The following is a 14,497-nucleotide window of genomic DNA, read 5'->3' as shown; positions in this document are numbered from 1 at the left end:
AAAATCCATCCAAGCCGCCTGGCGGGTGAGCTTAAGTGGGATAAAGCGGGCGGCTTATGCTAAAATATAAGGAGTACTTAGCTCACTGAGATCATTTAGTCAAAGGGAGGCAATCATATGAGTCAAAAGAATCAATTCTTGAAGAAGGGCTTGCAATCTGCTGCCGTCATTGGGGGCAGTCTAGCCTATCTTTATTTTCAAAATTATCAACTGGGAAAAACCCATTACTTAGTCGAAAGCCCTCGTTATGCTGGCGGTTTGGAAGGGGTAAAAATTGCCCACTTGTCCGACCTTAATTTCCCTGACCAAAGGGTTAAGGTCCTCGATATCTTGACGGCCGTTAAAGAGGAAGAGGTCGACCTGGTTGCCATTACCGGTAACCTCATTCATCCGGAAAAGGCCTTTGACCGCCAAGAATTGGCTGTTTTTATCAAGCAATTAGCCAACCTGGCACCAGTATTCTATGTCAGCGGCTCCAATGAAGTGAAGAGCCCTTATAGCCATTTAATGGAAGAGCTCTTAAGACAAGCAGGGGTCAGGGTCTTACATGACCAAGCGGAAACCATCACGCTTCATGGTCAAGACCTGGTCGTTATGGGCCTAGCGGAAAAACCAGGCCGGCACTTCTTAAAAGGGGACGCCTTACGCTATCTCCCCCTTGAAGCAGATCAATTAGCCCTACCTAAGATCTTACTAGCCCACCATCCTGAAGCCTTCTTACGCTACCATGAATCGATCGAAAAATCGCCCGACTTGGTCCTAGCAGGCCATGCCCAAGGTGGACAGATTCGGATACCGGGACTAGGAGGCCTTTACGCTTCTGACCAAGGCCACTTGCCCCAATATACCGAAGGGGTTTTCCGCCTCCCTGGTGACCAATACAAGTGCCTAGTGATTTCACGGGGGATTGGGGCGCCTAAGTGGCATGTTCGTTTCAATAACCAAGCGGAACTGGTTGTGGTGCAATTAACCGCTTCTAAAGAAGCTTTCTTGGAACGGAAATTGGCGGAAACCGACCGCGAAATTGCCGCTTATGGGGGCTTGTCCTGGAAGCAAGCCAAGGCCATCCTCAAAAATGAAGTCGATGAAGAATTAGCTGCCCAAACCGCACAGGCTGACCTCGTCCCAGCCCAGTCAGCAAGAGAGGCTGAGACTCTAGCCATTACTGGTCCTGACCAAGGCCAATCCACCAAGTATTTAAGTATTAAAGAAGAGAGCGATGAGGTTTAATTTTGAAAGCAGAGCAAGACAGTTTAGTTGCTAGTCACTTAGCCCAGCCCCTTAAGTCAGAGTGGGAAGCACAAGGCTTTGACCAGCCCACCCCTATCCAAGCCGCTGCCTGGCCCCGTATTTTAAAGGGGGACAATCTTTTAGCCTTATCGGCAACGGGGACCGGGAAGACCTTAGCTTATCTTTTAGCCAGCTTCAATCAAGTCCAAGCCCAGGCAGGTTTGCAGTTAATTATCCTGGCCCCTTCCCAGGAATTAGCCAGTCAAATTGCTAGTGTGGCTCGCCCTTGGGCCCAGTCGCTTGACCTAAAACTCCAGCTAGTCATTGGTGGAGCTAACATCAAGCGCCAGATTGACCAATTGAAGGCCAAGCCGGAAATCGTAGTGGCTAGTCCAGGGCGGATTAATGAACTGATTGAACAACGGAAATTAAAAGTCCACCAAGTGAAATATTTGGTCTGTGATGAAGTCGATGACTTGCTAAAAGCTGACAGCCTTCCTCTATTCACAGATTTAATCAAACGCCTCCCCAAATACCGGCAAAATATCGCCTTTGGAGCTACCATCACCCAAGACAGCTTGACCAAGGCAAAAGAATTACTAGCCATTGACCAGGTCATTGACCTTAGACAGGACCTATCCAGCCAGGCCAATCTCCACCATGGCTATCTACTAACTCCAGTCCGCAAACGGGTGGACCGCCTGCGCAGTCTGGCCCAATTGGCCGACTTTAGGGCCTTGGTCTTTGTCCGTACTAAGGCTGATGTCGATTTACTGGAAGAAAAGTTAAGCTACCATGGGTTACCCGTGGCGTCCTTGCATGCGGAAATGAGTGGCCAAGACCGGCAAAGGGTCATCCAAGCCTTTAACCGGGGGCAGTTGGTTTATTTATTCACGACCGACTTGGCTAGCCGGGGCTTGGATATTCCTGATTTAGCCTGTGTGATCCAATATGACCTGGCCAAAGATCAGGCTACCTATGTCCACCGCAGTGGCCGGACTGGGCGGATGGGGCAGAAAGGTTTGGTTTTGACTTTCTGCAATAACGACCGCACCCTGAGAGAACTCAAACAAGTCCTACCAGAAGGAACTGAACTGGAGGAGTACTATCTCTATCAAGGCCAGCTGGTCAAAGCTGCTAGCCAGCCCCAACCAGCAGGCCATGACCAGGCAAACAGAAGGGCCAAAAAGCCCCAGTCTTTTAAGCGGGCGGCGCCTTCGGCTGATCAATCGGCAGGCAAAGGGAAGAAAAAGAAAAATCGAAAACGCCAGCAAAAGAACAAGGGTGCCCGGCGTAAAAAAGCAAAAAAGAATTGAAGCCCAAGAAAAACTTCATTAGAATAATAGAGGACTAAAAATGAAGGAGTGCATATAAAATAATGGATCGTTATGCGATTATCCTTGCTGCTGGTAAGGGAACCCGGATGAAATCAAATAAGTATAAGGTATTACATGAGGTCGCTAATAAGCCCATGGTGGCTCACGTCTTAGACAATGTTAAGGCAGCCGGCTTTAATGAGGTCATTACCATTGTCGGTTTCGGGGCCGAAGAGGTCGAAAAAGTCTTAGCAGGGCAAAGTCAATTCTGCCTCCAAGAAGAACAATTAGGGACCGGTCATGCGGTTTTACAAGCGGAAGATTTACTGGCTGATAAGGCAGGCTCTACCCTAGTGATTTGTGGAGACACGCCCCTAATCACCCAGGCTACCCTGGAAGATTTACTCGATGTCCATGAAGCTGAAGGGGCTAAGGCCAGCATCTTAACCGCTAAGGCCGAAAACCCTAGTGGCTACGGTCGGATTATCCGTAAGCAAGACGGGTCGGTGGCGAAAATTGTTGAAGAAAAGGATGCCAAGCCAGAAGAAAAGGCAGTTAAGGAAATCAACACCGGAACCTATGTCTTTGATAACCAGGCCCTTTTTGAAGCCCTCCACCAAGTGGGCAATGATAATGCCCAAGGGGAATATTACCTTCCGGATGTGATTGAAATCTTACGCAGTCAGGGAGAACGGATTTCAGCCTACCAAATGGCTGACTTTGGCGAATCATTGGGGGTTAATGACCGCCAAGCCCTGGCCCAAGCCAACCAGCTCTACTATCAAAGAAACAACCGCTACTGGATGGATAATGGGGTGACGATCTTAGATCCTCAAACAACCAAAATCGATGCGGAAGTCTCCCTTGGTCAAGACACCATTATTGAAGGTCAGGTCAATCTCTTAGGACAGACCTGTATCGGCAAGAACTGCCATATTCTAGGTAACAGTCAGATCGTGGATAGCCAAATTGGCGATGAAGTGACGGTGGATTCTTCTAAAATTGAAAGTAGTCAAGTCGGCTCTCATACCTCGATTGGTCCCATGGCCCATCTCAGACCCCAATCGGTCTTGGGAGAATACGTTCATATTGGTAACTTCGTTGAAATTAAAAATGCTAGCCTCGGGGACCACACCAAGGCCGGCCACTTAACCTATGTAGGCGACGCTGACTTGGGCAGCTATATTAACCTCAGTTGCGGGGTGATCTTCTGTAACTATGATGGTTATAGCAAGCACCGTAGTCAGGTGGGCGACTATAGCTTTATCGGTTCGAATGCCAATATTGTTGCCCCGGTTAGCCTGGCTGATCATAGTTTTGTAGCTGCGGGATCAACCATTACTGAAGACGTTCCTAAGGAGGCCCTGGCCATTGCCCGGTCACGGCAAAGTAATAAAGAAAATTATTGGCATAAATTACCTATTTCTAAAAATAAGCCGGAAAGTTAACCCTAAAGAGCTTACTTCTATGGTAAGATAATACGGTAGGGACTTAGTTTTTTTAACATTTAGGTTTTAGGAGGAACTTATGACAATGTCAGAACATGAAGATAAAAACTTTAAGCTTTTCTCATTAAATTCTAACAAACCCTTGGCACAGAAGGTTGCTGATTGTTTGGGAATTGAATTGGGAAAAATAAATGTTAACCACTTTAGTGATGGGGAAATTCACATTAACATTGAAGAATCCATTCGTGGGGATAATATTTATATTTTGCAATCGACTTCTGCACCAGTCAATGAGAACTTAATGGAACTAATGATTATGATCGATGCCTGCCGCCGGGCCAGCGCTGATCAAATCAATGTGGTGATTCCTTACTTTGGTTATGCCCGCCAAGACCGTAAGGCTAAGCCACGTGAACCGATTACATCCAAATTGGTCGCTAATATGATTGAAGATGCTGGCGCTACCCGAGTGCTCGCTCTCGACCTACACGCCAGCCAAATTCAAGGTTTCTTTGATATTCCGGTGGACCACCTCATGGGAGCTCCGTTATTGGCTAATTACTTCCTTGATAAGGATCTTTATCAAGGCAAAGACATTGTCGTTGTCTCTCCTGACCATGGCGGGGTGACCCGGGCTAGAAAATTGGCGGAATTCTTGGATGCGCCAATTGCTATTATCGACAAACGTCGCCCACGTGCTAACGTTGCCGAAGTCATGAATATTGTTGGTGAGGTCAAAGGCAAAGACTGTATCATTATCGATGACATGATCGACACCGCCGGCACCATTACCGCTGCTTCTAATGCCCTAGAAGAAGCAGGCGCTGTTTCGGTGACTGTCTGCTGTACCCACCCCGTCTTATCTGGTCCAGCCATTGAACGTCTAGAAAACGCTAATATTGATGAAATTGTGGTAACCGACTCAATCAACCTCCCTGAGGAAAAGAAAATTGATAAGATCACGACAGTATCTGTTTCTGAACTGATTGCTGAAGCCATCTATCGGATTCAAAATAACAAATCAGTGAGTCCGCTATTCCGCGAACAATTCAAGGGAATGGAAGCCAAAGATTAGTAAAATACTTAAAAAAGAATAATCTTAGTGTAGAGGAAGCTTTGACTGATGTCTGAGCTTCTTTTGCATTTAGGCGAAAAAACTTGTGAGGCTAGGATTTTTTCGCTAAAATGAAGAAAATTACTAGTAGCAAGCCATCTGTACATCCCCTCGCTGTGGGCGGTGTACAGATTTTGTTGCGTTAAAAAGAAAAGGATGATCGATATGAAGTTAGTGGTTGGATTAGGAAATCCAGGAAAAGAATACGAAGGGACCCGCCATAATATTGGTTTTATTGTCCTTAATGAATGGGCCTACCGCCACCATGAAAGCTTTGATCGTTCCGCTTTCAATGGGGTCTATTTTAAACGCCGGGTGGCTAATGACCAGGTGATCTTTGTCAAACCCACTACTTTTATGAATCTATCCGGTCAATGTGTATCTGGCTTTATGAATTATTACCACATCGACTTAGAAGACCTCTTGGTGGTCTATGATGATATGGACATGGAGCCTGGGCGTCTCCGCCTACGGAAAAAGGGCAGTGCTGGCGGCCATAACGGAATGAAAGATATCATTAAAATGCTTAATTCTAAAGACATTCAACGGATCAAATTAGGCGTTGGTCACCCCAAAGGCAAGGGGTCGGTGGTCAACCATGTCCTAGGAAAATTCTCAAAGGAAGACCAAGGCAAGATGTTAGAAAGCAGCCAAGCGGCAGCCGATGCCATTTCTTACTGGTTAGAGGGTAATAGCTTTGAAAACACTATGAATCGTTTCAATAACTAATAAAGAGAGAAAGACGTGGAAATGAACTTAGAAAATTATCTCAATGAGAAAATTATTGACAGCAAGCTAGAAAACACCTTGAGGACGGGGCAGAGTGTTCTTTACCTGGGTTTACAGGCGGCTAGTAAGGCCTACATGATTGCTGAAATTCAAGCCAGCCATCCCGATAAAAAGACCGTGGTCTTGACCAATAACCTCTTGCAGGCGGAGCGTTTTTATGAAGACCTGCAAACTTTCAATCCAGAAGCTGATCTCCACCTCTATTCCAGTCCAGAAAGTGTGGCTGAAGACTTAGCCATTCAAAGCCCGGAAGCCCTGGGGGACCGCTTGGCGACCTTAGACTGGTTACTTGATGAAGACAGTAGCGGAATCTTAATTAGCCCTATCTTTGGCTTAAAGCGCCCCCTGACGCCTGTGGCTGAGTGGAAACACCTAGTAAAAAGCATCCAACGGGGCCAAGAACTCGCCGTTGACCAGCTGAAAGCAGATCTTTTGCTTTTAGGTTATGAACGGGTAGAGGCTGTTTTACGACCTGGTGAAATGAGTGTCCGTGGGGATATTGTTGACCTCTTTCCCCTAACCAGTTCCCAGCCCTTGCGACTGTCTTTAGCTTTCGATGAAGTAGAGCGCATTACGACTTTTGACGTTAACAGCCAAAAGAGCCAAGAGGACTTAGAAGCAGTCACCATCTTACCGGCTAAGGACCTCTTGTTTAGCCCTGACCGCCTAAAAGCTGGCGTAACTCATTTAGAAAAAGTGGCCCAAGAGAAAGTTGAAAAGCTCCAAGATGAAGCCATCAAAAAACAAGTCCAAGCCATCTTCCAGGATGAAATCCAAGCTTGGTCAGCTGGGGAAAGGACCGAACGGACCCATTATTTTAGTCAGATCCTCTATCCAGACTCCTGCAGCCTCCTCGATTATGTGGGGGAGGGGCAGACCCTAGTGATGGATGATATGACCCGGCTGATTGAATTGTCCCAAGAAATTGACCAGCGCGCCGCCCTTTATCTTCAAGGTAAGGTGGAGGCTGGCCACTTGCCTCCAATTGACCAGATCTATTTAGATAGTCACGACCAAGTGATGGCTTATTCGGGGCGGAAGTTTTACCTGGCCCAGTGGCAGAAGGGTTACGGCAATATGCGCTTTGACGGCCTCTACCAATTCCAAACTCGGACGGTGACGCCTTTTTACCATAATAAAGAAGCCATTAAGCTGGAATTTGAAGCCTGGCTGAGAATGGGCCGGTCTTTACTGATTTTTATCGAAGAAGAAGACAAGGCCCGCGACTTAGAAAAAGACCTCAAGGCAATGGACTTTCAGGCGGTCTTGACCCAGGCAGATCAGATTATCCCTGAAGCCATTAATATTATTGCTGGCCAGCTGTCGGGTGGAATTGAATTTGTGGACAGCCAAGTGGTTCTCTTAGCTCAAAGTGACCTCTTTGACCAGGCTAAGCGCCGCCGTCGTAAAAATACCAATAACCTCTCCAATGCTGAGCGCTTGAAGAGCTACCAAGAGTTAAACCCCGGCGACTATGTGGTCCATGTAAACCACGGGATTGGTCAGTTCGTTGGGGTAGAGACTATCGAGGTAGCGGGTAACCACAAGGACTATCTCAGTATCGTCTATGCCGATAATGCCTCTATTCACGTCCCCATTGACCAAATTGACTTGGTGCAAAAATATGTCTCGGCGGAAGGCAAGAGCCCTAAACTCAACAAAATGGGCGGAACCGAATGGCAAAAGACCAAGCAAAGGGTCAGCAAAAAAATCGAAGATATTGCTGATGACTTGGTGGACTTGTATGCAGAAAGGGAGACCAGAAAGGGCTACGCCTTTAGTCCTGACAACGAAGACCAAGCTGCCTTTGAAGACGAATTCCCTTATCCTGAAACCGATGACCAGCTCCGCTCAATCCAGGAAATTAAAGCTGACATGGAAAAAGAAAAGCCCATGGATCGTCTCCTCGTCGGGGACGTGGGCTTTGGGAAGACTGAAGTTGCCATGCGGGCCGCCTTCAAGGCTATGCTTGACGGTAAGCAAGTCGCCTTCCTGGTGCCGACGACTGTCTTAGCCCAGCAACACTACGAAACCATGCTAGAGCGCTTTAAGGACTATCCCTTTACTATTGACTTATTGAGTCGTTTCCGGAGCCCGGCCGAACAAAAGCATGTCATTAAGGGTTTAAAAGAGGGCAGTGTTCAACTTGTGATTGGTACCCATCGACTCCTATCCAAGGATATTAAGTTCTTAGATCTCGGTTTATTGGTTGTTGATGAGGAACAACGCTTTGGCGTCAAGGCCAAGGAGAGGTTAAAGGCCTTACGGAAAAATGTCGATGTCCTTACCCTAACGGCAACGCCGATCCCTCGTACCTTGAACATGTCCATGATGGGGGTTAGGGACTTGAGTGTGATTGAAACCCCACCAGCTAACCGTTTTCCGGTACAGACCTATGTCATGGAACAAAATTATGGAGCGATCCGGGATGCCATTGAACGTGAATTAGCTCGCAATGGTCAAGTCTTTTACCTCTTTAATAATGTGCAAAATATCCAAGAAAAGGCCAACTTTATTGAGGAATTAGTCCCCCAAGCCCGGGTAGCCATTGCCCATGGCCAGATGCATGCGAATCAATTAGAGGAAGTCTTAATGGACTTCCTGGCTGGAGATGACGACGTCTTAGTCACTACCACCATTATTGAAACGGGGATTGATATGCCAAATGTCAATACCCTCTTAGTGGAGGATGCTGACCGGATGGGCTTATCGACCCTCTATCAATTACGGGGTCGGGTAGGCCGGTCCAACCGGGTAGCCTATGCTTACTTTATGTACCGGCCTGACAAGGCCCTCAATGAGGCCAGCGAAAAACGGCTGACCGCCCTCAAAGACTTTACTGAATTAGGGGCAGGGTTCAAAATCGCCATGCGCGACCTCTCCATTCGTGGAGCCGGCAACCTCTTGGGACAAGAACAGCACGGTTTTGTCAATTCCGTGGGTTATGACCTCTTTCAACAGATGCTGGATGAAGCCATCCGTAAGAAACAAGGCAAGGCAGCCAAGCGGCCTCAGTCACCGACAGAAATTGAATTGCACATTGATGCCTATATTCCTTCAGAATATATCCAGGATGAAAATCAAAAGGTGGAAATCTACAAACGCATCAACCTGTTAGAGGATGTTGATGCCATGTGGGACTTGGATGACGAATTATTGGACCGCTTTGGTGAGCCTCCGGTAGAAGTCCAATGGCTCTTAGCAGTCGGGGCGATGAAGTCCTATGCGACTGCAATAGGGGTAGAGAAAATCACGCGTAAGGGGAAGGCGATTGAGCTGGTCTTTACCAAGCAACAAGACCCTAGCCAATTGACTCCGCTCATTTTCCAAGCCTTAGAAGATATCCCCATGAAACTACAAATCAAAATGGCTAATGACCAATTAGTCATGCAGTTAAACACTAAAGACCTCTCAACTGATCAGTGGTTAGACTATCTTCTCCAATTCTTAACCCAGCTCAGTAAGGATTTAAAGGCGGATTCTGACCAAGCGGAAGGGGAGGACTAGGGATGGCGTCTAGTAAAAACCGCCGCAGTCAACAAGCCTTAAAGGGAGCCAGCTTGTTGACCCTGGCCGGCATTATCGCTAAGATCCTCAGTGCGGTTTACCGGGTTCCCTTTCAAAACTTAGTGGGCGACACGGGTTTCTATGTCTACCAGCAAGTCTACCCCATTTATGGGATTGGAATGACCTTTGCCCTGAGCGGCTTACCTAATTACGTGGGCAAACAAATTAGCTGGCAGGTTGACCTGGCCCACCGCCGCCTGTTTTTACGACGTTATAGTCTCCTAGTAGTCATTTTTTCTTTATTGTGTTTTAGCCTGACCTTTTTTCTGGCCCCGCTTTTAGCTCAGGGAATGGCTGATCCCAACTTGGCAGTGGTGATTCGGAGCGTTTCCTATATGTTCTTAGCCATGCCTTTTCTCCTCCTCATCCGGGGAGCCTTTCAGGGCCGCAATGATATGAAGCATACCGCCGTCTCCCAGGTGATCGAGCAAGTGGTCCGGGTTGGGGTGATTTTAGGGGTGGCTTATCTCTATAGCCAGGTCTTTAGTCAGGACTGGTCCCTCTATGAGATGGGGGCCTGGGCCATGGCCTCGGCTGGGATTGCTGGTTTTACGGCAGCTAGCTACCTCATCCTGGCCCTGCTTCAATCCAGGGGCACCCAGCGCCTATTCCAACAGTCAAAAAGAAGTCGCGCCCTGGCTGAAGATCCGCCTTATCACTTGACCTGGCCCCAGATTTTAAGAACCTTTGTAACTGATGGCCTGGTGATTTGTAGTTTTTCAGCCTTACTGGTCTTTTTTCAATTGATTGATTCTTTTACCCTTTATGATGGTTTACTGGATTTTGGTTTGGATAGTGAACTGGCTAAGGTTTATAAGGGAGTCTATGATCGCGGCCAGCCCTTTGTCCAATTGGGCATGGTCTTTTCCCTGGCCTTCCAGACCTCTTACTTGCCCCTGCTTTCCCAGGCCTTTGTCAAAAAACAAAAGGCTCTATTTAGGGAAGCGGCAGCTCGTTTTAGCCGCTTGACTTTCTTTATCAGTCTATTGGTCACGGCGGGGATAATGGCTATCTTACCGGAGCTCAATGTGATGCTCTTTAGTGATGCCAAGGGTAGCGGGGTCTTAGAACAGTATCTACTGATGACTGTCTTGGCCAGCTGGGTATTGATCTACCATAATATTTTCCTGGGCCAGAACCAGTGGTTTTATTCGGCCATGGCCCTGGGCTTGGGATTATTAGTCAAAGGGGTCTTTGCCCATTTGCTGGTTAGTCGCTTTGGCCTAGTGGGAGGCGTTTGGTCCAGTTTACTCGCTCTAGTGATGATGCTGGTCTTGATGCACCACTTTATCCCCCATTCGATTAAAACCGAGAGTCAAATGGGAATTTTACTGAGAGACACTAGCCTAGTGGTCTTGCTCATGTGGCTGGCCATTATGGTTTTACGTTGGACCTTTTGGTTGAATTTTCCTAAAAGCCGGGCCTTTGCCACTTTATTTGTGGGCTTGGCTGTCCTTTTGGGAGCAGGTGTCGTATTATTAGTAGTAAGAAGATACCCGATACTTAATCCGGCTGAGTGGCAAGAGCTCCCCTTGGCTAAATATTGGATCAAAAATAAGGAGAGTTAGGAAGAGTCTATGCGAATTGATAAATTTTTAAAAGTTGCTCGAATTATTAAGCGACGTACCGTGGCCAAAGAGGCCTGCGACCAAGGCCGGGTTGCTGTCAATGGGCGATCGGCCAAGTCAGGGACCAACTTGGAAGTTGGTGATACGGTTAAGATTGAGTTTGGAAATAAGTGGCTAACTTTGAGAGTCGATGCCCTAGAAAATTCGACTAAAAAAGAAGACGCCAGCAAAATGTACACCATTCTCGATGAGGAATGGAAGGAAAAAGCAAGCGAACCTGAATTTTTTTAATTAAAATAGGAGCTATACTTTTTAAAAGAAGCAAGGTACAATAGGAAGGGTACTATTTTGTGAAAGGATGCTAAAGATGGGCGACCAAGGCAAGGAAAATAAGAATAAAATTACTTCCATTGCACGCTACGCTGGTAAGAAGGAGCAAGAAGATACTAAGAAACAGAAATGGCATGACTTAATCATGCGCTCGCTCTTAGGATTTTGTTTACTAGGCTCCCTATTATGTCTGTTTGGCGTCTTCCATGCCCAACTTAAGACTCGGTCCTTAAGTGAACAAACTGAGCAGGCTAAGCAACAAAGACAGAGTGAACAAGAAATTGTTGACTCCCTAAAGAACCAAGTGACCTTATTAAATAATGAGTCTTACCTGGCGAGCTTAGCCCGGGCCCAATATTATCTCAGCAAAGAGGGCGAAATTATTTTCTCCACGCCTGAAGATAATGATTCCATGAAGGCAAAAAGTCTTAACAAGGCATACCTAGAAGCGCAAAATAATCAAAACAAAGTCAATAATGAAAAAAATTAGGAGGATCATAAGCTTTCATGACCGTAGAAGTTGGGGAAAAAGTAACTGGTAAGGTTACAGGAATTGTTAAATTTGGTGTATTTGTCGATCTCGGTGATGGAACCAGTGGTTTAGTCCACATTTCTGAAATTTCCGATAGCTATATTAAAGATATCAATGATTATCTACAAAAAGGCGATGAGGTGACCGCGATTGTCACTAAAATTCAACCGGATGGAAAGATTGCCTTATCCATGAAGGACGCCAAGGATCACAAGCAAGCTGAGCCTAAAGCACAAGCTAAGCATGGCAATAGTGGTCCTAAGCCAGCTAAGGCCAACAATAGCCATAAGAAATTTGACCGTAAGCCACAAGCAAAAACCAGTGACTTTGACGCCATGATGAATAATTTCTTAAAGGAAAGTGATGATCGCTTAACTTCCTTGAAGCGTAATACCGAAGGCAAACGTGGTGGCCGCGGTGGCCGTCGCGGCTAATGACAAGAGATGAAGAATAGAAAAAGATTTTACCAAGAGGTTATGACGCTGGTCACAGCCTCTTTCTTTATTTTTATGAGGAAGGTGGAAGATGTTAGAGCTCAGTCAACTTGCCCAAATGATTTACCAAAAGTTATTGGCAGAAGATAGCGACTATTTAGCTAGTCACAAGCCCTATGCCCTGGCGGTTTCTGGTGGTGTAGATTCCATGGTCCTTTTAAGGTGCTTTGAGACACTGCAAGCGACTTATGGGCTAAATTTCTTTGTCATCCATATTAACCACCGCTTACGCTTGGAGTCAGAAGCCGAGCAGGAAATGATGGTGGCCTATTGCCAAGAGCACGACTTGGACCTCAAGGTAAGTTTTTGGCAGCATGGAGCCGATTTAGCTGGCAATGTAGAAGCCAAGGCCCGGGCCTTCCGCTACCATGCCTTTGGAAAAATTCTCAAAGACCAGGCCTCCTTGCGTTTGGTGACGGCCCACCATAGTGATGACCAGGTAGAAACCGGCTTAATGCGCCTGGTCCATGGCGGCCATTTGGCTAGTTTTAAGGGCATGGAGTTCCTTAGTCCGCTTTACACCTATCCCAAGGCCCAAATTCTCCGCCCCCTTTTAGAGATAGAAAAAGCTAACCTGTATGACATAGCAAGAGGTGAAGGAATTCCCTACCAGGAAGACATGACCAATTGGGATAAGCACTTCCAACGCAATCGTTTCCGTCAAGAGATTATTCCCTACCTAGAGCGGGAATCTGTTAACTTCAAGGCACATTTCCGTCATTTTCAAACCGACCTCAAAGCCTTATTGGACCTGGCACAAGCCCAGCTCAACCAGCTGCTGGCTAACTTATTTGACCAGGAAGAGGGCTGTTTTCGCATTGACTTGGAAGCCTTGGGTCAGTATTCTCAGGCGGAACAAGTCTTACTAATGGAGATGATTTTTCAGCGCTGTGAGATTCCAGAAGTCTTGGCCTTCACTCGGAAGGGAATGGAAGAATTGGTCGACTTTCTTAACCAGGGGGCTGCCCAGGGCCAATGGGCCTTGCCGGGAAATTATGTCCTGGATAAGGTCTACCAGGCCGCCTTTATCCGTTTGAAAACCCGCCCAGCTAGCTACTATCAAGTCAATCGGAATGTGTCAGATAGACAAGTCGAATTGGGCGGGCCTTCTGTCCAACTAGAAGATTTCTCCTTAAGCTGGACTTTGGCTGGTCAAGAAAAGCATCAGGACACTAGCCAGAGTTTTTACTTGTCCCAATCCCTAAGTGACCAAGCCCTGACTATCCGCCACCGGCAAGCTGGTGACTATCTCAAACTCCCTTCAGGAAGCCAGCAAAAAATCCGCCGTTTCTTTATTAATGAGAAGATCCCTCAAGCTGACCGTCAGACGGCATGGCTGATTGTCCGAGGCCAGTCTTGGGTCCTTGGAATCTTAAGTCAAAAGGGGCAATGGCTCTACCGCTATCCTCTGAACGGGGAGGCGGCTTTTAGCCAAATTCAGCGAGTCTAAGCATTCCTTAAAAATTGTCTAAAAGGGCTGAAAATGTTGCAGACAGGTAGCTGCTTTTGCTACAATTAAGGACATAATTGAACTTATATAACACGGAGGCTATACATGAACCAAGAGATTAGCGATATCTTAATCAGTACGGAGGAAATCCAAGCCATTAATAAGCGCTTAGGTGAGGAAATTTCCAAAGATTATCAAGACCAAGACCTACTTGTGGTCGGAATCCTTAAGGGATCATTTTTATTTATGGCTGATTTAATCCGAGAAATTAATGTACCCCTAGAAGTGGACTTTATGGCGGTTTCCAGTTACGGCAATGGCACTGAATCAGGCGGCGACGTTAAGATCCTCAAAGACTTAGAGGCTTCAGTGGCAGGCCGGCATGTCTTATTGGTAGAAGATATTGTCGATACAGGCTATACCTTGGAACGCCTAGGTGAACTTTTCAAAGAACGCCAGGCTGCATCGGTTAAAATATGTGCATTTTTGAACAAGGCTGACCGCCGACAGGTAAAAGTTGAGGCTGATTACCTCGGCAAAGAAATCCCTGACGCTTTTGTAGTGGGATACGGCATGGACTATGCGCAAAAGTATCGTAATCTACCTTATGTAGGGGTTTTAAAGAGCGATCAGGCTTAATCTGTGTTATACTTACCTAT

Annotated in this window: 12 protein-coding genes; all 12 read left to right on the top strand. The window is 46.7% G+C overall.

The genetic code is table 11. The features are described from left to right. Positions 1 to 117: 117 nt before the first annotated feature. The 12 genes from DBT49_RS07895 to hpt all read left to right on the top strand — a co-directional run bounded on the left by DBT49_RS07895 (position 118) and on the right by hpt (position 14,477). A complete protein-coding gene (locus DBT49_RS07895; protein WP_070558342.1) occupies positions 118 to 1,230 on the top strand; it encodes a metallophosphoesterase in 1,113 nt (370 codons plus the stop codon). A gap of 2 nt (positions 1,231 to 1,232) precedes the next feature. Further along, entirely contained in the window at positions 1,233 to 2,546 is a 1,314-nt protein-coding gene (locus DBT49_RS07890; RefSeq protein ID WP_070558344.1) for a DEAD/DEAH box helicase, read from the top strand. 62 nt (positions 2,547 to 2,608) lie between these two features. Then, positions 2,609 to 3,994: a bifunctional UDP-N-acetylglucosamine diphosphorylase/glucosamine-1-phosphate N-acetyltransferase GlmU gene (glmU, locus tag DBT49_RS07885; protein WP_070558346.1), complete on the top strand. Its 1,386-nt coding sequence runs from the start codon at positions 2,609 to 2,611 to the stop codon at positions 3,992 to 3,994. An 85-nt stretch (positions 3,995 to 4,079) separates the two neighbouring features. After that, positions 4,080 to 5,069, top strand: coding sequence for a ribose-phosphate diphosphokinase (locus tag DBT49_RS07880; RefSeq protein ID WP_060778693.1), 990 nt, complete (start codon positions 4,080 to 4,082; stop codon positions 5,067 to 5,069). Positions 5,070 to 5,273: 204 nt separating this feature from the next. Further along, positions 5,274 to 5,837, top strand: a complete 564-nt coding sequence (gene pth, locus DBT49_RS07875; RefSeq protein WP_013669596.1) for an aminoacyl-tRNA hydrolase — start codon at positions 5,274 to 5,276, stop codon at positions 5,835 to 5,837. A 21-nt stretch (positions 5,838 to 5,858) separates the two neighbouring features. Next, on the top strand, positions 5,859 to 9,404 hold the full coding sequence (mfd, locus tag DBT49_RS07870; RefSeq protein ID WP_070558416.1) for a transcription-repair coupling factor: 3,546 nt from the start codon (positions 5,859 to 5,861) through the stop codon (positions 9,402 to 9,404). 2 nt (positions 9,405 to 9,406) lie between these two features. Further along, positions 9,407 to 11,032 (top strand): putative polysaccharide biosynthesis protein, encoded by a 1,626-nt coding sequence (locus DBT49_RS07865; RefSeq protein ID WP_070558348.1) that lies wholly within the window; start codon positions 9,407 to 9,409, stop codon positions 11,030 to 11,032. Between the two features lie 9 nt (positions 11,033 to 11,041). Further along, positions 11,042 to 11,323, top strand: coding sequence for an RNA-binding S4 domain-containing protein (locus tag DBT49_RS07860; RefSeq protein ID WP_070558350.1), 282 nt, complete (start codon positions 11,042 to 11,044; stop codon positions 11,321 to 11,323). Positions 11,324 to 11,399: 76 nt separating this feature from the next. Then, a complete protein-coding gene (locus DBT49_RS07855) occupies positions 11,400 to 11,852 on the top strand; it encodes an FtsB family cell division protein (RefSeq protein WP_070558352.1) in 453 nt (150 codons plus the stop codon). Between the two features lie 17 nt (positions 11,853 to 11,869). Continuing rightward, entirely contained in the window at positions 11,870 to 12,328 is a 459-nt protein-coding gene (locus tag DBT49_RS07850; RefSeq protein WP_070558354.1) for a S1 domain-containing RNA-binding protein, read from the top strand. 91 nt (positions 12,329 to 12,419) lie between these two features. Continuing rightward, positions 12,420 to 13,838, top strand: a complete 1,419-nt coding sequence (gene tilS, locus DBT49_RS07845) for a tRNA lysidine(34) synthetase TilS (RefSeq protein ID WP_070558356.1) — start codon at positions 12,420 to 12,422, stop codon at positions 13,836 to 13,838. A gap of 105 nt (positions 13,839 to 13,943) precedes the next feature. Beyond that, positions 13,944 to 14,477, top strand: a complete 534-nt coding sequence (gene hpt, locus DBT49_RS07840; protein ID WP_070558358.1) for a hypoxanthine phosphoribosyltransferase — start codon at positions 13,944 to 13,946, stop codon at positions 14,475 to 14,477. Positions 14,478 to 14,497 lie beyond the last annotated feature (20 nt).

Origin of the sequence: Aerococcus mictus (assembly GCF_003286595.3) — a bacterium.
Taxonomy (GTDB): Bacteria; Bacillota; Bacilli; order Lactobacillales; family Aerococcaceae; genus Aerococcus; species Aerococcus mictus.
This window is presented reverse-complemented; position numbering and strand designations above follow the sequence as displayed.